This is a genomic window from Streptomyces zingiberis, from assembly GCF_012034935.1.
Classification (GTDB): Bacteria; Actinomycetota; Actinomycetes; order Streptomycetales; family Streptomycetaceae; genus Streptomyces; species Streptomyces zingiberis.
Window position 1 is genome coordinate 74144 of the sequence record NZ_JAATEN010000014.1, and the last position, 21678, is coordinate 95821.

Here is a 21678-nt window from a genome sequence, read left to right on the forward strand (position 1 = left end):
GGCGAGAGGCCTTCGACGTGGCAGCACCGCAGAACTACCTCGCAGTCATCAAGGTCGTCGGCATCGGCGGCGGTGGCGTCAACGCCATCAACCGGATGATCGAGGTCGGCCTCAAGGGCGTCGAGTTCATCGCGATCAACACGGACGCGCAGGCCCTCCTCATGAGTGACGCCGATGTCAAGCTCGACGTCGGCCGGGAGCTGACCCGGGGCCTCGGCGCCGGTGCCAACCCCGATGTCGGCCGCAAGGCCGCCGAGGACCACCGCGAGGAGATCGAGGAGGTCCTCAAGGGGGCCGACATGGTCTTCGTCACCGCGGGCGAGGGCGGCGGCACGGGCACCGGCGGCGCCCCCGTGGTCGCGGACATCGCGCGCTCACTGGGCGCCCTGACCATCGGCGTGGTCACCCGGCCGTTCACCTTCGAGGGCCGCCGCCGCGCCAACCAGGCCGAGGACGGCATCGCCGCCCTGCGCGACGAGGTCGACACCCTCATCGTGATCCCGAACGACCGGCTGCTCTCCATCTCGGACCGCCAGGTCAGCGTGTTGGACGCGTTCAAGTCGGCGGACCAGGTACTGCTCTCCGGCGTCCAGGGCATCACCGACCTCATCACCACCCCGGGCCTGATCAACCTCGACTTCGCCGACGTCAAGTCCGTGATGTCGGAGGCCGGCTCGGCGCTCATGGGCATCGGCTCCGCGCGCGGCGACGACCGCGCCGTGGCCGCCGCCGAGATGGCCATCTCCTCGCCGCTGCTGGAGGCGTCCATCGACGGCGCCCGTGGCGTGCTGCTCTCCATCTCAGGGGGCTCCGATCTCGGCCTGTTCGAGATCAACGAGGCCGCGCAGCTGGTCAGCGAGGCCGCTCACCCCGAGGCCAACATCATCTTCGGCGCGGTGATCGACGACGCCCTCGGCGACGAGGTCCGGGTCACGGTCATCGCCGCGGGCTTCGACGGCGGCCAGCCGCCGGCCAAGAGCCACAGCCGGGACAAGGTCCTCGGTTCCTACGGTGGCCGCGAGGAGGCCGCCGCCTCCGCGCCCGCGGCCGGCCGTCCGGCCTACGGCGGCCTCGGCGCCGTCGCCCCGGCCCGCGAGGAGGAGCCCGAGAGCACCGAGGCGGCCCCGGTTGCGGACGTCCCGGCGCCGCCGGCCGCGCCCCCGCAGGTTCCCCCGGCCCGTCCGTACTCGGACAGCCAGGCGGAGGAACTCGACGTCCCGGACTTCCTGAAGTAGCCCTGACCACGTGATAGGGGAACAGTACGAGACGGGCGGCGCCCGCTTCGCCTTCACCGACCGGTGGGGCGGGGTGAGCGCCGCTCCGTACGCGCAGCTCAACCTCGGCGGCGCGGTCGGCGACGACCCGTCGGCCGTGCGGGAGAACCGGGCACTCGCCGCCGGTGCGCTGGGCCTCCGGCCCGGTGACGTGGTCTGGATGAACCAGGTGCACGGCCGGGACGTGGCCGTGGTGGCCGGGCCCGGCGAACTCACCCCCGGGGAGCCCGGGCAGGGCGTGGACGCCCTGGTCACTTCGCGCCGCGGGCCGGCCCTGGCGGTGCTCACCGCCGACTGCGTCCCGGTGCTGCTCGCCGACCCGGCCGCCGGGGTGGCCGGTGCCGCCCACGCCGGGCGGCCGGGCCTGGTGGCCGGAGTGGTGCCGGCGGTGGTCGAGGCCATGGTGGCGCTCGGTGCCGAGCCCGCCCGGATCCTGGCCCGCACCGGACCCGCGGTCTGCGGCCGCTGTTACGAGGTCCCCCCGGACATGCGGGACGAGGTCGCCGCGGCGGTCCCCGCCGCGCGCTCCGTCACCTCCTGGGGCACCCCCGCCGTCGACGTGGCGGCCGGGGTGCGGGCCCAGCTGGCCGGACTGGGGGTGGCCGGCGTGGAATCCTCCCCGGTCTGCACCCTCGAATCGGACGACCATTTCTCCTACCGGGGCGAGCGCACCACCGGGCGCCTCGCGAGCTACGTCTGGCTGGACGGGTGACCATGGACGGCCGCAGGGCGGAACTCGCCGCCAACCTGGAGCGGGTGGAGGAGCGCATCGCCGCGGCCTGTGCCGCGGCGGGGCGTGAGCGGGGCGAGGTGACCCTGATCGTGGTCACCAAGACCTACCCCGCCGAGGACGTCCGCCTCCTCGCGGGCCTGGGTGTCCGGCATGTCGCCGAGAACCGGGACCAGGATGCCGCGCCCAAGGCTGCGGCCTGCGCGGATCTGCCGCTGACCTGGCACTTCGTGGGGCAGTTGCAGACCAACAAGGTCCGCTCCGTGGCCGGTTACGCCGGCGTCGTGCACTCCGTGGACCGGCCGCGGCTGGTCGGTGCGCTCTCCACGGCGGCGGTCCGCGCCGGCCGTGAACTGGGCTGCCTGATCCAGGTCGGTCTCGACGCCGAGACCGCAGAGACCGCAGCGGGCACTGCGAATTCCAGGGGCGCCGGGGAGCCCGGGCAGGCCGAGGGGGCCGGGCGGGCCGGGGGCGGCGCCCGGCCGGACACCGGCGGCCGGGGCGGCTCCGCCCCCGGCGCGGTGGCGGAGCTGGCGGACGCCGTCGCCGCCGCCGAAGGGCTGCGGCTGGACGGGGTGATGACGGTGGCGCCGCTCGCCGGCCCCTACGCGGGTGACCCGGGTGCCGCGTTCGCGCGCCTGGCGGAGATCTCCTCCGGTCTGCGCGCACGCCACCCGGGCGCCACCGCGGTCTCCGCGGGGATGAGCGGGGACCTGGAGGAGGCGATCAGGGCCGGGGCGACACATGTGCGCGTCGGTACTGCGGTACTCGGAGTCAGGCCCGGCCTCCGGTAACGTCGCCAAGAAGTCGGACCACAGCAGAAAATATGGTCGGTTCCGCCTCTGGGCGGCGGGCCGAGTGGATCCTGGGCGGCCGGTGACGGAGCCGATCCACCACAGAGCGGAGGACCCCGAACATGGCCGGCGCGATGCGCAAGATGGCGGTCTACCTCGGCCTCGTGGAGGACGATGGGTACGACGGCCGGGGCTTCGACCCCGACGACGAGTTCGAGCCCGAGCCGGAGCCCGACCGGGCACACCGGCAGCACCGTCCGTCCCATCAGCCGCACCAGGCTGACCGTACGGACCGGGCCGAACAGGACGAACCCGCACGGATCTCCCAACCCCCCGCGCAGCGCGAGCCGGTGGCCGTTCCGGCCGAAAGCGGGCGTCCCGCGCGTATCGCTCCCGTGGCATCCATCACACCCGAACCACAGAGCCTGGAGAAGAGCGCACCCGTGATCATGCCCAAGGTCGTGTCCGAACGAGAGCCCTACCGCATCACGACGCTGCACCCCAGGACCTACAACGAGGCCCGTACCATCGGGGAACACTTCCGCGAGGGCACCCCGGTGATCATGAATCTGACGGAGATGGACGACACGGACGCCAAGCGGCTGGTCGACTTCGCGGCGGGTCTGGTCTTCGGTCTGCATGGCAGCATTGAGCGAGTGACGCAGAAGGTCTTCCTGCTGTCGCCTGCTAACGTCGATGTCACGGCGGAGGACAAAGCCCGGATTGCCGAGGGCGGGTTCTTCAACCAGAGCTGAGGCGTAGCAGCCGGCCGTACGGCCCGAGACGAGTAGTGCAGTAGTGCAAGGGGAGAGGGAACCGCGGGATGGACATCGCACTGCAGGTGATCTACATCGTGCTGATGTGCTTCCTGATTGTGCTGATCTTCCGGTTGGTCATGGACTACGTGTTCCAATTCGCCCGGTCCTGGCAACCCGGCAGGGCGATGGTGGTCCTCCTCGAAGCCACTTACACTGTCACCGATCCGCCACTCAAGCTTCTGCGGCGGTTCATTCCGCCGCTGCGTCTCGGGGGCGTGGCGCTCGACCTGTCCTTCTTCGTACTGATGATCATCGTCTACATCCTGATCTCCGTCGTGAGGCAGCTGTGAACGATACGGTCTTGCCGATATGCCGACGACTACGTTGAGGTGAAGAGATGCCGTTGTCCCCTGAGGACGTTCGGAACAAGCAGTTCACGACCGTCCGCCTCCGTGAGGGCTATGACGAGGACGAGGTCGATGCCTTCCTCGACGAGGTCGAAGCCGAACTGACCCGGCTGCTGCGCGAGAACGAGGACCTGCGGGCGAAGCTGGCGGCCGCCACCCGCGCCGCCGCCCAGAACCAGCAGCAGGGCATGCGCAAGCCGCCGGAGCAGCAGGACCGGCAGGGCGGACCGGTGCCCGCCGCCATATCGGGCCCGCAGCCGGTGCCTCCCCAGCAGCAGATGGGCCCGCCCCAGCTGCCCGGTGGAGCACCCCAGCTGCCTGCCGGCCCCGGTGGACACGGCGGACCGCAGGGCGGTCACGGCGGACCGCAGGGCGGTCACGGCGGTCCCCAGGGCGGTCACGGCGGTCCCCAGGGCGGCCCCGGCGGCCACATGGGTGGTCCCGGTGGTCCGGGTGGCCCCGGTCAGCACATGCAGCCGCACCAGGGTGGCCCCGGTGGCCACATGGGTGGCCCGATGGGTGGTCCGGGTGGTCCGGGTGGCCCCGGTCAGCACATGCAGCCGCACCAGGGTGGCCCCGGTGGCCACATGGGCGGCCCGATGGGCGGCCACGGCGACGGCGGCGCCTCGCGCGTGCTGTCCCTGGCGCAGCAGACCGCGGACCAGGCGATCGCGGAGGCCCGTTCCGAGGCCAACAAGATCGTCGGCGAGGCCCGCAGCCGTGCCGAGGGCCTGGAGCGGGACGCCCGCGCCAAGGCCGACGCGCTGGAGCGGGACGCCCAGGAGAAGCACCGCGTCGCGATGGGCTCCCTGGAGTCCGCCCGCGCCACGCTGGAGCGCAAGGTCGAGGACCTGCGCGGCTTCGAGCGGGAGTACCGCACCCGGCTGAAGTCCTACCTGGAGAGCCAGCTCCGCCAGCTGGAGAGCCAGACGGACGACTCGCTGGCGCCGTCCCGCACAGCTCCGTCCGCCCCGTCGCTGCCGCCGTCGCCGTCGATGGCGGGCGCCGGCTCGATGGGCGGCCCGGGCATGGGCGGCCAGTCGATGGGCGGCCCCTCCGGTGGCCCGTCCTACGGCGGGCAGCAGCAGATGTCCCCGGCGATGACGCAGCCGATGGCGCCGGTGCGCCCGCAGGGCCCGTCGCCGATGCAGCAGGCGCCCTCGCCGATGCGCGGGTTCCTCATCGACGAGGACGACAACTGATCGCGGCGCCCTAAGACGGCGCGCACATCGGCATATCGCAGGGCCGGGCCCGGAGGACTCCTCCGGGCCCGGCCCTGTTTCCGCTTCCCCCGCCGCGGGGTTCCCACCTGCGCCGCGACGGCGCCCTGGACCGCCGGGGGCCACCCCGTCGGACGGCCCCCGGCGGCGGTGATCAGGCCCTGCGGAGACGGAAGGCGAGGGACAGACCCTCGTCGTGGAACGGCTCGCCGAAGGCCGCATCCTCGGGCAGCGGGGGACCGGCCGGGGCGAAGTCCACCGCCAGCACCTCGTCGGCGATCAGGCCGGCGTGCTCGGTGAGGGCGGCCCGGGTCTCCGGCTCCGGTGACTCCCAGCGCAGGACGATACGGTCCGCCACGTCGAGACCGCTGTTCTTGCGCGCCTCCTGGATGAGGCGGATGGCGTCCCGGGCGAGGCCCGCCCGGCGCAGCTCCGGGGTGATCTCCAGATCCAGGGCGACGGTGGCGCCCGTGTCCGAGGCGACCGACCAGCCCTCGCGCGGGGTCTCGGTGATGATCACCTCGTCCGGGGCCAGGGCGACGGTCTCCCCGTCCACCTCGACGGAGGCCGTGCCCTCGCGGAGCGCGCGGGAGAGCGCGGCGGCGTCCGCCCCGGCGATCGCCCGGGCCACCGCCTGCACGCCCTTGCCGAACCGCTTGCCCAGCGCACGGAAGTTGGCCTTCGCGGTGGTGTCGACGAGGGAGCCGCCGACGGCCGACAGCGAGTCCAGCGAGCTGACGTTGAGTTCCTCGGTGATCTGGGCCCGCAGCTCCGCCGGGAGTCCGTCGAAACCGGCCGCCGCGACCAGCGCCCGGGACAGCGGCTGCCGGGTCTTCACCCCGGACTCGGCGCGGGTCGCCCGGCCCAGCTCCACCAGCCGCCGCACCAGCGCCATCTGCTCCGGCAGATCCGCGCCGGCGGGTGAGGCGCCCGGCTCCGGCCACGTGGAGAGATGGACCGAGTCCGGTGCGCCGGGGGTGACCGGACGGACGAGGTCCTGCCAGACCCGCTCGGTGATGAACGGCACCAGCGGGGCCATCAGCCGGGTCACCGTCTCCACGACCTCGTGCAGGGTGCGCAGCGCCGCGGGGTCGCCCTGCCAGAAGCGGCGGCGGGAGCGGCGCACGTACCAGTTGGAGAGGTCGTCGACGAAGGCGGAGACCAGCTTGCCGGCGCGCTGGGTGTCGTACTCCTCCAGCGCGCGGGTGACCCCGGCGACCAGGGTGTCCAGCTCGCCCAGCAGCCAGCGGTCCAGCACCGGGCGGTCCTGGGGGGCGGGGTCCGCGGGGCCCGGGGCCCAGCCGGCGGTGCGGGCGTAGAGGGCCTGGAAGGCGACGGTGTTCCAGTAGGTGAGGAGGGTCTTGCGGACCACCTCCTGGATGGTGCCGTGGCCCACCCGGCGCGCGGCCCAGGGGGAGCCGCCGGCGGCCATGAACCAGCGCACGGCGTCGGCGCCGTGCCGGTCCATCAGCGCCATCGGCTCCAGGATGTTGCCCAGGTGCTTGGACATCTTCCGGCCGTCCTCGGCGAGGATGTGGCCCAGGCAGACCACGTTCTCGTAGGAGTTCCGCCCGAAGACCAGGGTGCCGACGGCCATCAGCGTGTAGAACCAGCCGCGGGTCTGGTCGATGGCCTCCGAGATGAACTGCGCCGGGTAGCGCTTCTCGAAGAGCTCCTTGTTGCGGTACGGGTAGCCCCACTGCGCGAAGGGCATCGAACCCGAGTCGTACCAGGCGTCGATGACCTCGGGCACGCGTTCGGCCACGAGCGAGCAGCCCTCGGCGGTGCAGGGGAAGGTCACCGCGTCGATGTAGGGGCGGTGCGGGTCCAGGCCGGACTGGTCGGCGCCGGTGAGCACGGAGAGTTCGTCCAGCGAGCCAACGCAGGTCAGGTGGTTCTCCGCACAGCGCCAGATGGGCAGCGGCGTGCCCCAGTAGCGGTTGCGGGAGAGCGCCCAGTCGATGTTGTTGTTCAGCCAGTCGCCGAAGCGGCCGTGCTTGACCGACCCCGGGTACCAGGCGGTGCGCTCGTTCTCCCGCAGCAGGGCGTCCTTGACCTGCGTGGTGCGGATGTACCAGGACGGCTGGGCGTAGTAGAGCAGCGCGGTGTGGCAGCGCCAGCAGTGCGGGTAGCTGTGCTCGTACGGCAGGTGGCGGAAGAGCAGGCCGCGGCGGTCGAGGTCGGCGACCAGATCCTCGTCGGCCTTCTTGAAGAACTGGCCGCCCACCAGCGGCAGGTCCTCCTCGAAGGTCCCGTCGGGGCGCACCGGGTTGACCACCGGCAGGCCGTAGCCGCGGCAGACCCGGAGGTCGTCCTCACCGAACGCGGGGGACTGGTGCACCAGGCCGGTGCCGTCCTCGGTGGTGACGTACTCGGCGTTCACCACGTAGTGCGCGCCGGTGGCGGTCGCGGGGCCGGCGGCGTCCGCCTCCGGGGCGGGGAAGTCCAGCAGGGCGAACGGGCGCTCGTAGGTCCAGTACTCCAGCTCGGCGCCGGTGAAGGACTGCCCGGTGGCCTCCCACCCCTCGCCCAGCGCCTTCCCCAGCAGCGGCTCGGCGACGACGAGCCGCTCGCGGCCGTCGGTGGCGACGACGTAGCGCACCGCCGGGTGGGCGGCGACCGCCGTGTTGGAGACCAGGGTCCACGGGGTCGTCGTCCAGACCAGCAGCGACGCCTCGCCGGCCAGCGGGCCGGAGGTCAGCGGGAAGCGGACGTAGACCGAGGGGTCGACCACCGTCTCGTACCCCTGGGCGAGTTCGTGGTCGGAGAGGCCGGTGCCGCAGCGGGGGCACCAGGGCGCGACCCGGTGGTCCTCCACCAGCAGGCCCTTGCCGTGGATCTGCTTCAGCGACCACCAGACGCTCTGCACGTACTCGGGGTCCATGGTGCGGTAGGCGTCGTCGAGGTCGACCCAGTACCCCATGCGCGTGGTGAGCTGCGCGAAGGCGTCGGTGTGGCGGGTGACCGACGCGCGGCACTTGGCGTTGAACTCGGCGATGCCGTACGCCTCGATGTCCTTCTTGCCGTTGAAGCCCAGCTCCTTCTCCACCGCCAGCTCCACCGGGAGCCCGTGGCAGTCCCAGCCGGCCTTGCGGCCCACGTGGTAGCCGCGCATGGTGCGGAAGCGGGGGAAGACGTCCTTGAAGACGCGGGCCTCGATGTGGTGGGCGCCGGGCATGCCGTTGGCGGTCGGCGGGCCCTCGTAGAAGACCCACTCCGGCCGCCCCTCGGACTGCTCCAGGGAGCGGGCGAACACCGTGTTCTCGCGCCAGAAGTCGAGTACGGCGTGCTCCAGGGCGACCAGGTCGACCTGCGCGGGAACCGGGCGGTACCGGGACTGGGGCTGCTCCTGGGCCTGCGGCCCGGGGCTCGGCTGTGAACTCATCGGGGGCTTCCTCCGGCGGACACGTGCTGGTGGTGAGGTGCTGTCCGTCGGAGGGACGAGAGCCGTCGGGCCCCCGCGGTACCACCCTCCTTGGCCGGGAACCGCCGGCGGCGGTCCTCGGCCCCCTCATTGGGGTGCGCTGCCGGCTCTACTCGCCCGCGGGGGCTTTCCTCCGGCGGCTCCGGGGTGATCTTCGCTCCGTGCACGCCCCCGGGCTCGCACCGTCCCCGGGTCGCTCCTGGCTGCGTACGGAGGTACTCGTCCCCTTCCACGCCCTGCGCGGGCCCCAGTGTACGGGGCCGGGCGGGCGGCGGGGCGCGGGGCCGGCGGCGGGGGTGGCCGCGGGACCCTCGCGGGTGGCGGGCGTGCTCCCGTCCGCACCCCCGGTGCCGGATTACCGGCCGGGCAGCGGGGCACAACGGATGCAGGCTCGTCCCGGCAGGCCGGAGAGGGGCCCGCCGCAGGCGGAAAGCCCGCGGAGGGTCGCCGGGGGGCCGGCGGAGGGCCGGTGGAGGAGGTCGGGACGGTCCGGCGTGCCCCGTTGCCGCCGTCCCGGAGTCGACTTATCGTCCCAGCACGATTAACCACAAGATCACAACAATGTCGGGAGGTCGCCGGGATGGTGGCGAACGAGGCCGCCGGACCGGCGGTCCCGGAGAACCGCGCCGGGACGGACGGCCCGGCAGCCGTGGTGCGGAGGACGGCTGCCGGGGACCCGCCCGTACGGCGGGCGGCCGTGACGAGGACGGCCGCCCCGGAGCGGACCGCGAAGGCGGCACCGGTCGCCGGGAAACCCGCAGAACAGACGGGAGCCAAGACGGTGGTTGCGAAGAACACCCCGGGTGGCGGCACGGCCGCGGCCGGACCGGAGGAGCTGGCGGTACGTTCCGGCGAGGAGCCCTGGACCCCCGAGGAGGTGAGCGAGGCGCGTGGCGAACTCCACGCCGAGGTGGAACGGCTGCGCGCGGAGATCGCCGCGTCCCAGGAGGCCATCGCCGGGCTGATGCGGGACTCCGGCGACGGCGCGGGGGACGACCAGGCCGACACCGGGACCAAGAACATCACGCGCGAGCACGAGATGGCCCTCAACGCCAACGCGCGGGAGATGCTCGACCAGACCGAGCGGGCCCTGGAGCGGCTGGACGCGGGCACCTACGGCCTCTGCGAGTCCTGCGGCGAGGCCATCGGCAAGGCGCGGATGCAGGCCTTCCCGCGGGCGACGCTCTGCGTGGAGTGCAAGCAGCGGCAGGAACGGCGCTGACGGACCGGGCCCCGGGGCGGCGGCACGGCGCCGCCACCCCGGGGACCCGCGCCGTCCTCACCCCGTCCCCGGCGGGCGGGGTGTACGCCACCGGTCCGGCGGTGGTGCCGCGCCGGTGCCCGGGGGCGCCGGGGTGGCGGTGGCGTGTCGTACCCTCGTCCTCAGCCGGCCGGACCGGCCGTCCGGAGCGAGGTTGAGGGACTCATGGCAGAGGCGGAGCGGATCATCGGTACCCCGGATTCCGAGGAGGAGCGGCCGGAGGAGCCCGGGCGCGAGGGTGACACCGCGGAGAGCCGCGCGGCGGACCCGGCCGCGGAGGGGGACCCGGCCGCGGAGGGGGACGCCGGAGCGGGCCGGGGCAGGCGGCGGATCGCCGTGCTGCTCACCGTGGCCGCCGTGGCCTACGCGCTCGACCTGGCCACCAAGATGCTCGTGGTGGCCGAGCTGGAGGGCCGCCAGGCGATCCCGGTGATCGGGGAGTGGCTGCGCTTCGAGGCGGTGCGCAACCCCGGCGCCGCCTTCGGCATGGGCGAGGCGCTCACCGTCGTCTTCACCGTGATCGCCGCCACCGTGATCGTCGTCATCGCCCGGATCGCGCGCAAGCTCTACAGCCTGCCCTGGGCGGTGGCGCTGGGCCTGCTGCTCGGCGGCGCCTTCGGCAACCTCACCGACCGCGTCTTCCGCAGCCCCGGGGTCTTCCGCGGTGAGGTCGTGGACTTCATCGCCCCCAAGGGGTTCGCCGTGTTCAACCTGGCCGACTCGGCCATCGTGTGCGGCGGCATCCTCATCGTGCTGCTCTCCTTCCGCGGCCTCGACCCGGACGGAACCGTCCACCGGAATTGACGCCCCGCGCCGGTGACGTCGCGGCGGGAGACGACGCCCGGGCCGGGAGCCGGACCCGGGCGGCGGCGGGGGCGGCCCGTCGCGTCCGGCATACTCGACGGGTGAGCACGCTTCCCGAGATCCGCACGCTGCCCGTACCCGACGGACTGGAGGGCGAGCGCGTCGACGCCGCGATCGCCCGGATGTTCGGCTTCTCCCGGACGAAGGCCGCCGAGCTGGCCGCCGCCGGGAAGGTCCAGGTGGACGGCAGCCCCGCCGGGAAGTCCGACCGGGTCACCGGTGGCGCGTGGCTGGAGGTCGAGCTGCCGCGCGCGGCGCCCCCGGTCCAGATCGTCGCCGAGCCCGTGGAGGGGATGGAGATCGTCCACGACGACGAGGACATCGTCGTGATCGACAAGCCGGTCGGGGTGGCCGCGCACCCCAGCCCGGGGTGGACCGGGCCCACGGTGATCGGTGGGCTGGCCGCGGCGGGCTACCGGATCTCCACCTCGGGCGCGGCCGAGCGCCAGGGCATCGTGCACCGCCTGGACGTGGGCACCTCCGGGCTGATGGTGGTGGCCAAGTCCGAGCGCGCCTATACCCTGCTCAAGCAGCAGTTCCGGGAGCGGACGGTGGACAAGCGCTACCACACCCTCGTGCAGGGCCACCCGGACCCGATGAGCGGTACCATCGACGCCCCCATCGGCCGCCACCCCGTGCACGACTACAAGTGGGCGGTGACGGCCGAGGGCAAGCCCAGCGTCACCCACTACGACCTCATCGAGGCGTTCCGCGCGGCGAGCCTCCTCGACGTCAAGCTGGAGACCGGGCGCACGCACCAGATCCGGGTGCACATGGCCGCGCACCGCCACCCCTGCGTCGGCGACCTCACCTACGGCGCCGACCCCACGCTCGCCCGGCGGCTGGGGCTCGGCCGGCAGTGGCTGCACGCGATGCGGCTCGGGTTCGAGCACCCGGCCGACGGCCGGTGGGCGGAGTTCGGGAGCGAGTACCCCGAGGATCTGCGCCGGGGGCTTGAGATCGTGCGCGCCGAGAGCGCGTGACCCGGGCGCACCGTCCGGGCACCCCCGGGCGTGGCCGGTCAGCGGCGGTGGTTGAGGTGCGGGCCGTGGCTGCGGCGGTGGCCGGCGCCGTCCCGGGCGGGACGGTCCCGGTCCGGGCGGTCCGCCCGGCCCTGGCCCGGCTCCTCCGGCCGCTCCTCCGGCTCCTTCGGCTCCTCCGCCCGGGGCGGTTCCCCGCCCCCGGGCCCGGCCGCGGCGGCTGTCCGGCCGGGCTGTCCCGGCCGGCCCGCGGAGGGCCCCGCGCGCTCCGTGAGCGGGGCGGCGACCGTCCCGTCCACGCCGGTGGGGAGACCGTCCCGGCCCTCCCGGTCCCGCGGCGGCGGGAAGACGGCGGGGGCCGTGTTGATCCGGGGCAGCGCGTACGGATGCTCGTCGCGCAGCCAGGTCAGCAGCTTCTCGCGGACCTGGACGCGGACGGTCCACAGGGTGTCGCCGTCCCTGGCGGTGACCAGGGCCCGCACCTCCATGGTGCTCGGGGTGGAGTCGGTGACCACCAGGTTCCAGGCGCGGCCGTCCCAGGCCTCTATGGTCTGCACGATCTCGCCCAGCTTCTCCCGCATCAGCTCGACCGGCGCCGAGTGGTCGAGGTGGAAGAAGACCGTGCCAGTCATCTGCGGGCTGTTGCGTGACCAGTTCTCGAACGGCTGGCTGGTGAAGTACGACACCGGCATGGTGAACCGGCGCTCGTCCCAGGTCTTCACGGTGAGGAAGGTGAGGGTGATCTCCTCCACCGTGCCCCACTCGCCGTTCACGACCACCGTGTCGCCGATCCGCACCATGTCACCGAAGGCGATCTGCATCCCGGCGAAGAGATTGCCCAGGGCGGTCTGGGCGGCGATACCGGCGACGATGCCGAGCAGGCCGGCCGAGGCGAGCAGGGACGTGCCGAAGGTGCGCATCGCGGGGAACGTCAGCAGCATCGCCGCGCCGGCCACCACGGCGACGATCGCGGTGACCACCCGCTGGATCAGCGTGATCTGCGTCCGCACCCGGCGCACCTTGGCCCGCTCGTGGGTGGCCGCCGCGTAGCGCGCGAAGGACGCCTCGACCACGGCGGTGACGATTCTCAGCACCAGCCAGGCGGTGGCGCCGATCAGCACCAGGGTGAGGCCCTGCCCGATGATCTCGTTGTGGTCGCGCGCCAGCTCGGCCTCGCGGTACGTCCCCCGCAGCACCGCCGCGCCCAGCACCATCTGCAACGGGATGAGCGCCTGGCGGAGGAGGTCCCACAGCGGGGTCTCCGGGTGCCGGCGGTCGCTGCGGCGGAGGGCCACGCGGACGCCCCAGCCGACGGCCAGCGGTACGGCGACCGCCGCTCCGAACACGATCAGCGGACGCAGGATGTCCATGGCCACGTCGCTCTCTCCTCCACTGCCCACACACGGTCCACCGGATTGTCGCCCACCGGCTGTCCGCACCGGCCGGGGCGGTGCGCCCGCGCTCGACCGTAACCGGCATGATGAGGGGACCGCCAACAGCACGGGGAAGGTACGCGGGTGCCCGGTTCTTCTGAATTCTCCGATTCCGGTTCCTCCGGCGCCTCCGGCCCGGCCGGTTCCCCGGGTCCGTCCGGTCCGACCGTTTCCCCTGGTCCGACCGTTTCCCCTGGCCCGTCCGGTTCGGCGGAGGCCCCGCCGGTTCTGCTCCTCCACGGCGTCCTCGGGCTGCGGCCCGCCGTGCACGCGGCGGCCGGCCGGATCCGTGCCGCGGGCCACGAGGTGCACGTCCCGGACCTCTACGCGGGGCGTACGGCCACCACCGCCGAGGAGGGCGAGGAGATCAGGGACGCCGTCGGCCGGGACGAACTGCTGCGCCGCGCGGTGGCCGCCGCCGCCCCGTTCTCCGACCGCGGCCTGGTCTACGCCGGCTTCTCGCTCGGCGCCTCCGTCGCCCAGAACCTGGCGCTCGCCGACGAGCGCGCCCGGGGTCTGCTCCTCCTCCACGGCACCTCGGACGTCGCTGGGGACGCCACGGCCGACGGGCTGCCGGTCCAGCTCCACGTGGCCGATCCCGACCCCTTCGAGCCGCACGACTGGCTGAACGCCTGGTATCTGCGGATGCGGCGGGCGGGGGCGGAGGTCGAGGTCTTCCGTCACCCCGGCGCCGGGCACCTCTACACCGACCCGGACCTCCCCGACCACGACCCCGTGGCGGCGGAGGAGACCTGGAGGGTGGCGCTGGCGTTCCTGGCGGAGCTGTAGCCCCGGCGGAGGAGCCGTTCCGGCGGGGGGCCGTGGCGGCGGCCCCGGGAACGCCGGCCCGGCCCGTACCGGCGCCGGGTACCCGCGCCCGGACCGTCGGCCGGGGAGCGAGGGACGGAGCCGGTACGGGCCGGGTTCCGGCCCGGCCCGTACCGGCAGCCGGCCGGCCTCCGGTCAGTGGACCGGGCGGTCGGCGCGTTCCAGACGGCTGGTGCCGGAGCGGGTGCGGTAGGAGCGGAGCCAGCGGGTGCCGGCCGCCGGGTCGGTCTTGTCGGTGATCGCGTAGTAGTCCATCTGGGCCCGCTCCGGTGTGACGTCCAGGACGCCGTAGCCGTGGGAGTCCATCTCCACCCACTTCACGTGGCGGTTGGCGGCCCTCACGGCGGCCGTGGCCGCCAGGGAGGCCGTGTTCGGCGGGACGCGCAGGATGTCGTCGAGGTTGTCGGAGGTGACCGAGGTGACCACGAACTCCGTGGCGGCGGTGGCCGAGAGCGGGTAGGTGGCGGCCTTCAGGGGGACGTCGTTGGCCCAGGCGGTGTGGATGTCCCCGGTGAGGAAGACCGTGTTCCGGATGGCCCCGTCCCGCAGGTGGGTGAGGAGTTCGCGCCGGTCGGCGGTGTAGCCGTCCCACTGGTCGGGGTTGACCGCGAGGCCCTCCCGGGGCAGCCCGAGCAGTTCGGCGAGCGGGCCCAGCAGGTCGGCGGGGAGCGCTCCGAAGGCCACCGGGGAGATCATCACCGAGGTGCCGACGAGTTGCCAGGAGGCGTCCGACGCGCTCAGCCCGCTCTTGAGCCAGTCGAGCTGCCCGCGGCCGGTGATCGTGCGGTCCGGGTCGTCCACGCGGCCGCTGCCGAGGGAGGCCTGCTGGGAGCGGAACGAGCGCAGATCCAGCAGGTGCAGATCGGCGAGGCGGCCGAAGCGCAGGCGGCGGTAGGTGGTGCCCGCGACCGAGGGCCGCACCGGCATCCACTCGAAGTACGCCTGCTTGGCGGCCGCGACGCGCTCCGCCCAGTCGCCCTCGGCGCCGGGGGTGTGGTTCTCCGCGCCGCCCGACCAGGCGTCGTTGGCCACCTCGTGGTCGTCCCAGATCGCGACGGTCGGATGGGTGGCGTGCAGCCGCCGCAGGTCGGGGTCGGTCTTGTAGGTCCCGTGCCGGGCGCGGTAGTCGGCGAGGGTGAGCGTCTCGTGCGCGGGGACGTGCGAGCGGACCACGCCGTCGGCGCCGGGGAACCCGCCGGTGCCGTACTCGTAGATGTAGTCGCCGAGGTGGAGCACGGCGTCGAGGTCGGCGCGGCCGGCGAGGTGGCGGTAGGCCGAGAACCAGCCGGCCTCCCAGTCGGCGCAGGAGACGACCCCGAGGCGGAGGCCCGCCGGCGCGGCGTCGTGGGCGGCGGTGGTGCGGGTCCGCCCGGTGGGGGAAACGGCTCCGCCCGCGGTGAACCGGTAGTGGTAGACGGTGGCCGGGCGCAGTCCGCGCACGTCGGCCTTGACGGTGTGGTCGGTGGCCGCCGTGGCGGTCACGGTGCCCCGGGCGGCGACGGCCGTGAAGCCGGCGTCCTCGGCCACCTCCCAGGTGACCTCGGTGTCGGGGCCGCGACCGGAACCGGGCAGGGCGTCCGCGACGGGGGTGACACGGGTCCACAGCAGGACGCCGTCGGGGAGCGGGTCGCCGGAGGCGACGCCGTGCGGGAACGCCGGGGCGTTCTCGGCGGCCGGCGCACGGGAGGCGCCGGCGAGCGGGATCACCGCCGCGCCCGCCCCCGCCGCGGCGGCCTTGACGACCGTGCGGCGGGAGTGGTGGGCGCGGCGGGCAGCGATCTGGTCGAGGTCCGTCACAGCCGGACACCTTACGGTCCGGTACGGCGAACGGGCAGGCCCTGAGGAGAAGTTCGCCTGCCCGTCCGCCGCGCGACCACCGCGCGTCACACTGCCCGGCGGGCGGCCGTCCACCCGGCGGCCGTCCGCCCGGCCGGGGGGCCGCTCACCGCTCCGGTGCGGTCACGGCCCGTTCCGGGGTCACTTGGCCAGGGCCTTGTCGATGGCGGCCTTGAACTGGTCCGGCGCCATCGGGGTGTTCTCCGTGCCCTCCACGACGAGCTTCTCGCCGTCCATCTTGAAGGTCGGGGTGCCCTGGACACCGCTGTCGTCGAACTTCTCGGACATCTCCAGCGCCCACTTGTCGTAGGTGCCGTCGCGGACGTCCTTCTCGAAGTCCTTGTTGCCCTTGAGTTCCTTGACCTGCTCGGCGACCGTGATGAGGTAGTCGTCCTCGCCGAACTTGTCCTCGCGCTCCTCCGGGTGGTTCTCCGCGGAGTACAGGGTGTGCTTGTACTCCATGAACGCCTCCGGGCTGACGTTCAGCGCCGCGCCCAGGGCGCTCAGGGCGTTCTTGGAGCCCGAGCCCTCGGCCATGCGGTCGATGAAGGTGGCCATGACGAACTGCGCCTTGTACTTGCCCTCCTCGACATCCCTGATCAGGATCTCGCCGGTGCCCTGCTCGAAGGCGGCACAGGCCGGGCAGCGCATGTCCTCGTAGACCTCCAGGGTCTTCTCGGCCTTCTTGTCGCCGACGACGACCGTGGTGCCCTTGGCGCCGGAGGTGTTGGCGGGCTTGGCGTAGGCCTTGCCGGACGCGGCGTCCTCCCACTCCTTCGTGGACACCGAACCGCCGCCGCCGTCACCCATCTTGGTGACCGCGACGCCGATGCCGGCCGCGACGGCCAGCACACCGACGATCGACGCGGCGACGACGAGTTGCCGGCGGACCTTGTCCTTCTTCGCCTGCCGCTCGCGCTCCTCGCGCAGCCGCTCGCGGGCGTTCCTCTTGGCTTCCTGGCTGTTGCGCTTGCTCATGGTGGTCTTCTGCTCCGTGGTGGGATGAGGGGTGACTGGGGCGGGGTCGCCGTCGCTGTGCCGGGCCGGGCCCGGCGGCTGCCGTGGTCAGCGGGCAGCCGCGACGGCGGGCGGGCCGCGCCGTACCACGGAGTACACCAGCATGGGGAGGCGCTCCCCGGCCACCTCCCGCTCCCGGCCGCGGGCCACGCGCGGCCGCGCGGGAGCCCCGGCGGGCTGGGCGGCGAGCGCCAGGAGCAGCGGCCGGAAGGCCGAGGCGGCCAGGGCGCGCAGCAGCCGGCCGAGGGCCGCCTCACCGTGCCCGAGCCAGGCGGCGGCCAGCAGGCCCACCGCCACGTGCGCCGCCAGCAGCAGCCAGGGCGCGGCGGCGCCGCCGGGGGCGGGCAGCGGCACCGCGCCGTCGTGGGCCGTCATCCGGGCCAGCGGGGCGCCGAGGCCGCCGCCGGTGCAGAGCAGGTCGACGCCGAGCGTCCGCAGCGGGCCGGCCACCGGGCCGCCGCTCGCGCCGTAGCAGGCGTGCTGCCCGGTGGTGAAGACGGTGTCGGCGGCCAGCTCCAGGGGGACGAGCAGTGCGGCGATCGAGCGGAAGCCGCGCTCCCGGCCCGCCAGGCCGTACGCGAGCAGGAAGACGCCGGCCGTGACCGCCGCCACCGGGACCGGCGGCAGCGGGGCGCCGGAGAGCAGGACGTGGGCGGCGGTGGACAGCAGCAGGCAGACCGCGGTGAACACCGCCGCCCGTACCGCCCTCAGCCGCACTCCGGATACGTCCATCGCCGGAAAGTGTGCCACGGCCGGGGCTAAGCGCGGCCTAAACGGACTCCGGAACCGGGTCCCGCGCCGGGCCCGTCACCGGCCCGGGCCCGGGCGCCGCGACGGGCCCCGCGACGGGACCGGACGGCACGGGAGGGGACAGGACCGGGCGGGGCCGGAAGAGGCCGGAAGGCGCCGGAAGGAAGGCGCCGGAAGGAAGGGCCCGGGGGCCGGCCCGCAGGGCCCGCCGCCGCCCGCCGCCGCCCGGCGGAACCGGCCGGTCCCCGCCGTCCGGGAGCGCGCCGGCGCCTCCCGGCGGGGCCCGCCGCCGCCCGGTCCGGGACACGCCGGAGACGGCCCCGCCCGGCCTCCCGGCGCGCCGTCGAAGTCCGGTCCGGCCTGCACCGGCGGCTGCCGGGGAGGCGGCACGGGGGAGGCGCGGGAAGCCACGGCGAGGGGGTCCCGGGTGCCCGCCGCCGATGGCCCCCGGGCTTAGACTGCGGACCTGCCGCCGCGGGACCTCCGCCGTCCCGCGGGTCCCTGCCGTCACCGTTCCCGCCGGAGGTCTGCCCCGTGACCAAGCCGCCCTTCACGCACCTGCACGTTCACACCCAGTACTCGCTGCTGGACGGTGCCGCGCGGCTCAAGGACCTCTTCGCGGCGTGCAACGAAATGGGCATGACGCACATCGCGATGACGGACCACGGCAACCTGCACGGGGCGTACGACTTCTACCAGCAGGCCACCAAGGCGGGGGTCACCCCGATCATCGGCATCGAGGCGTACGTCGCCCCCGAGTCCCGGCGGAACAAGCGCCGCATCACCTGGGGCCAGCCGCACCAGAAGCGGGACGACGTCTCCGGCTCCGGCGGTTACACCCACAAGACGATCTGGGCGAGCAACAGGACCGGCCTGCACAACCTCTTCCGGCTCTCCTCCGACGCCTACGCCGAGGGCTGGCTCACCAAGTGGCCCCGGATGGACAAGGAGGTCATCGCCCAGCACTCCGAGGGGCTGATCGCCTCCACCGGCTGTCCCTCCGGCGAGGTGCAGACCCGGCTCCGCCTCGGCCACTTCGACGAGGCGCTGAAGGCGGCCGGCGAGTACCAGGAGATCTTCGGCAAGGACCGCTACTTCCTGGAGCTGATGGACCACGGTCTGGAGCTGGAGAAGCGGGTCCGCGACGGCCTGCTGGAGATCGGGAAGAAGCTCGGCATCCCCCCGCTGGTCACCAACGACTCGCACTACACCTACGGTCACGAGGCCGACGCGCACGACGCCCTGCTGTGCATCCAGACCGGCAAGAACCTCTCCGACCCCGACCGCTTCCGCTTCGGCGGCTCCGGCTACTTCCTGAAGTCCACCGACGAGATGTACGCCATCGACTCCTCGGACGCCTGGCAGGAGGGGTGCCGCAACACCCTGCTGGTCGCCGAGCAGATCGACGCCTCCGGCTGGTTCGAGAAGCGCGACCTGATGCCCCGGTTCGACGTGCCCGACGGGTTCACGGAGGTCACCTGGTTCCGCGAGGAGGTCCGGCGCGGCATGGAGCGCCGCTTCCCCGGCGGGGTCCCCGAGGACCGGCAGCGGCAGGCCGAGTACGAGATGGACGTCATCATCCAGATGGGGTTCCCCGGCTACTTCCTCGTCGTCGCCGACTTCATCATGTGGGCGAAGAACAACGGCATCGCCGTGGGCCCCGGCCGCGGCTCGGCCGCCGGCTCGATCGTGGCGTACGCCATGGGCATCACCGACCTGGACCCGATCGAGCACGGGCTGATCTTCGAGCGGTTCCTCAACCCCGAGCGTGTCTCCATGCCCGACGTCGACATCGACTTCGACGAGCGCCGGCGCGGCGAGGTCATCCGGTACGTCACGGAGAAGTACGGCGCCGACAAGGTCTGCATGATCGGCACCTACGGCACCATCAAGGCGAAGAACGCCATCAAGGACTCCGCCCGCGTGCTCGGCTACCCGTATGCCATGGGTGACCGGCTCACCAAGGCGATGCCCGCCGACGTGCTCGGCAAGGGCATCCCGCTCGCGGGCATCACCGACCCCTCGCACCCCCGGTACAGCGAGGCGGGCGAGATCCGCTCGATGTACGAGAACGAGCCGGACGTCAAGAAGGTCATCGACACCGCGCGGGGCGTGGAGGGCCTGGTCCGGCAGATGGGCGTGCACGCGGCCGGCGTGATCATGTCCAGCGAGAAGATCACCGACCATGTCCCGGTCTGGGTCCGGCACACCGACGGCGTCACCATCACGCAGTGGGACTACCCGACCTGCGAGTCGCTCGGCCTGCTGAAGATGGACTTCCTCGGGCTGCGCAACCTCACGATCATGGACGACGCCGTCAAGCTGGTGAAGGCCAACAAGGGCGTCGACATCACCCTGCTCGACCTGCCCCTGGACGACCAGAAGACCTTCGAGCTGCTGCAACGCGGTGACACCCTCGGCGTCTTCCAGTTCGACGGCGGCCCGATGCGCTCCCTGCTGCGCATGATGAAGCCGGACAACTTCGAGGACATCTCCGCCGTCTCGGCCCTCTACCGCCCCGGGCCGATGGGCATGAACAGCCATGTCAACTACGCGCTGCGGAAGAACGGCCAGCAGGAGATCACGCCGATCCACCCGGAGCTGGAGGAGCCCCTCAAAGAGGTCCTCGACATCACCTACGGCCTCATCGTGTACCAGGAGCAGGTGCAGAAGGCCGCCCAGGTGCTCGCCGGCTACTCCCTCGGCCAGGCCGACCTGCTGCGCCGCGCGATGGGCAAGAAGAAGCAGGAGGTGCTGGACGCCGAGTTCGTCAACTTCCAGAAGGGCGCCCGCGAGAAGGGCTTCTCCGACGAGGCCATCCAGGCCGTCTGGGACGTGCTGGTGCCCTTCGCCGGCTACGCCTTCAACAAGGCGCACTCCTCCGCGTACGGGCTGGTCTCCTACTGGACCGCCTACCTCAAGGCGAACCACCCCGCCGAGTACATGGCCGCGCTGCTCACCTCGGTCCGCGACGACAAGGACAAGTCCGCGGTCTACCTCAACGAGTGCCGCCGCATGGGCATCAAGGTGCTCCCGCCGGACGTCAATGAGTCCGAGGCCAACTTCACCCCACGGGGCGACACCACCATCGTGTTCGGGCTGACGGCCGTCCGTAACGTCGGGCAGAACGTGGTGGACTCGATCGTCCGCTGCCGCAAGTCCAAGGGGAAGTACACCTCGTTCCCGGACTTCCTGGACAAGGTCGAGGCGGTCGTCTGCAACAAGCGCACGGTGGAGTCGCTGATCAAGGCCGGCGCCTTCGACGAGCTGGGCCACACCCGCAAGGGGCTGACGGCGCACTACGAGCCGATGATCGACAACGTGGTGCAGGTCAAGCGGAAGGAGGCCGAGGGTCAGTTCGACCTCTTCGGCGGCATGGGGGAGGACGAGGGCGACGGCGCCCCCGGCTTCGGGCTGGACGTGGAGTTCTCGGACATCGAGTGGGACAAGGCCTACCTCCTCGCCCAGGAGCGGGAGATGCTCGGCCTCTACGTCTCCGACCATCCCCTCTTCGGCATCGAGCACGTCCTCAGCGAGAAGGCGGACGCCGCGATCTCGGCGCTGACCGGCGGCGACTACGGTGACGGCTCGGTCGTCACCATCGGCGGCATCATCTCGGGCCTCCAGCGGAAGATGACCAAGCAGGGCAACGCCTGGGCCATCGCCACCGTCGAGGATCTGGCCGGTTCGCTGGACTGCATGTTCTTCCCGGCGACCTACCAGCTGGTCTCCACCCAGCTGGTCGAGGACGCCGTGGTGTTCGTCAAGGGCCGGCTCGACAAGCGGGAGGACGTGCCCCGGCTGGTCGCCATGGAGCTGATGGTCCCGGACCTCTCGGAGGCCTCCGCCAACGCGCCGGTGACGATCACCATTCCGACGGTTCGGGTCACCCCGCCGCTGGTGGAGAAACTGGGCGAGGTGCTCACCCACCACCGCGGTGCCACGGAGGTACGGATCCGGTTGCAGGGCGCCCGGAAGACGACCGTGCTCCGGCTGGACCGGCACCGGGTCACGGCCGATCCGGCGCTCTTCGGCGATCTCAAGGTGCTGCTCGGGCCCTCCTGCCTGGCCGGCTGAGCCGCCCCCAGCCCGCTCCGGCCGC

The 21678-nt window shown here is 73.0% G+C and carries 15 protein-coding genes and 1 pseudogene; 11 read left to right on the forward strand and 5 right to left on the reverse strand.

All coding sequences use genetic code 11. The features are described from left to right. Window positions 1–17: 17 nt before the first annotated feature. From ftsZ to HCK00_RS18140, 6 genes are all read left to right on the forward strand, one after another. Window positions 18–1235 carry a cell division protein FtsZ gene (gene ftsZ, locus HCK00_RS18115; RefSeq protein WP_168103031.1) on the forward strand — a complete coding sequence of 406 codons (1218 nt, stop codon included), beginning with the start codon at window positions 18–20 and terminating at the stop codon, window positions 1233–1235. A gap of 10 nt (window positions 1236–1245) precedes the next feature. Further along, on the forward strand, window positions 1246–1986 hold the full coding sequence (gene pgeF / locus HCK00_RS18120; RefSeq protein ID WP_168103032.1) for a peptidoglycan editing factor PgeF: 741 nt from the start codon (window positions 1246–1248) through the stop codon (window positions 1984–1986). 2 nt (window positions 1987–1988) lie between these two features. Further along, a complete protein-coding gene (locus HCK00_RS18125) occupies window positions 1989–2798 on the forward strand; it encodes a YggS family pyridoxal phosphate enzyme (RefSeq protein ID WP_168103033.1) in 810 nt (269 codons plus the stop codon). Window positions 2799–2920: 122 nt separating this feature from the next. Then, window positions 2921–3553 (forward strand): cell division protein SepF, encoded by a 633-nt coding sequence (locus HCK00_RS18130; protein ID WP_168103034.1) that lies wholly within the window; start codon window positions 2921–2923, stop codon window positions 3551–3553. Between the two features lie 68 nt (window positions 3554–3621). Continuing rightward, window positions 3622–3906, forward strand: a complete 285-nt coding sequence (locus tag HCK00_RS18135) for a YggT family protein (protein WP_168103035.1) — start codon at window positions 3622–3624, stop codon at window positions 3904–3906. A 47-nt stretch (window positions 3907–3953) separates the two neighbouring features. After that, window positions 3954–5165 carry a DivIVA domain-containing protein gene (locus HCK00_RS18140; RefSeq protein WP_168103036.1) on the forward strand — a complete coding sequence of 404 codons (1212 nt, stop codon included), beginning with the start codon at window positions 3954–3956 and terminating at the stop codon, window positions 5163–5165. Window positions 5166–5337: 172 nt separating this feature from the next. Here the strand turns inward: HCK00_RS18140 and ileS are convergent, their stop codons facing one another. Then, entirely contained in the window at window positions 5338–8568 is a 3231-nt protein-coding gene (gene ileS, locus HCK00_RS18145; RefSeq protein WP_168103037.1) for an isoleucine--tRNA ligase, read from the reverse strand. A 619-nt stretch (window positions 8569–9187) separates the two neighbouring features. Here ileS and HCK00_RS18150 point away from each other — a divergent pair. From HCK00_RS18150 to HCK00_RS18160, 3 genes are all read left to right on the forward strand, one after another. After that, entirely contained in the window at window positions 9188–9829 is a 642-nt protein-coding gene (locus HCK00_RS18150) for a TraR/DksA family transcriptional regulator (RefSeq protein WP_168103038.1), read from the forward strand. A 204-nt stretch (window positions 9830–10033) separates the two neighbouring features. Beyond that, window positions 10034–10672 carry a signal peptidase II gene (gene lspA / locus HCK00_RS18155; RefSeq protein ID WP_168103039.1) on the forward strand — a complete coding sequence of 213 codons (639 nt, stop codon included), beginning with the start codon at window positions 10034–10036 and terminating at the stop codon, window positions 10670–10672. Window positions 10673–10773: 101 nt separating this feature from the next. After that, the gene (locus HCK00_RS18160) at window positions 10774–11715 is read left to right on the forward strand and encodes an RluA family pseudouridine synthase (protein WP_168103040.1); all 942 of its coding nucleotides are present in this window, start codon (window positions 10774–10776) and stop codon (window positions 11713–11715) included. Between the two features lie 230 nt (window positions 11716–11945). On the opposite strand, the pseudogene HCK00_RS18165 reads toward HCK00_RS18160, so the two are convergent. Then, window positions 11946–13082 (reverse strand): annotated as a pseudogene (locus HCK00_RS18165) (mechanosensitive ion channel family protein); the annotation flags it as partial. Window positions 13083–13229: 147 nt separating this feature from the next. Between HCK00_RS18165 and HCK00_RS18170 the strand changes: the two are divergent. Next, complete coding sequence (locus HCK00_RS18170) at window positions 13230–13934, forward strand: dienelactone hydrolase family protein (protein ID WP_168103041.1); 705 nt, start codon at window positions 13230–13232, stop codon at window positions 13932–13934. A 174-nt stretch (window positions 13935–14108) separates the two neighbouring features. Here HCK00_RS18170 and HCK00_RS18175 read toward each other — a convergent pair whose 3' ends face one another. The 3 genes from HCK00_RS18175 to HCK00_RS18185 all read right to left on the reverse strand — a co-directional run bounded on the left by HCK00_RS18175 (window position 14109) and on the right by HCK00_RS18185 (window position 17558). Further along, window positions 14109–15770 (reverse strand): alkaline phosphatase D family protein, encoded by a 1662-nt coding sequence (locus HCK00_RS18175; protein WP_168103042.1) that lies wholly within the window; start codon window positions 15768–15770, stop codon window positions 14109–14111. A gap of 180 nt (window positions 15771–15950) precedes the next feature. Then, window positions 15951–16787, reverse strand: coding sequence for a thioredoxin domain-containing protein (locus HCK00_RS18180; RefSeq protein ID WP_168103043.1), 837 nt, complete (start codon window positions 16785–16787; stop codon window positions 15951–15953). Between the two features lie 87 nt (window positions 16788–16874). Further along, window positions 16875–17558, reverse strand: a complete 684-nt coding sequence (locus HCK00_RS18185; RefSeq protein WP_168103044.1) for a hypothetical protein — start codon at window positions 17556–17558, stop codon at window positions 16875–16877. Between the two features lie 552 nt (window positions 17559–18110). On the opposite strand from HCK00_RS18185, the gene dnaE reads away from it, so the two are divergent. Next, a complete protein-coding gene (gene dnaE / locus HCK00_RS18190) occupies window positions 18111–21653 on the forward strand; it encodes a DNA polymerase III subunit alpha (RefSeq protein WP_168103045.1) in 3543 nt (1180 codons plus the stop codon). Window positions 21654–21678: the final 25 nt, after the last annotated feature.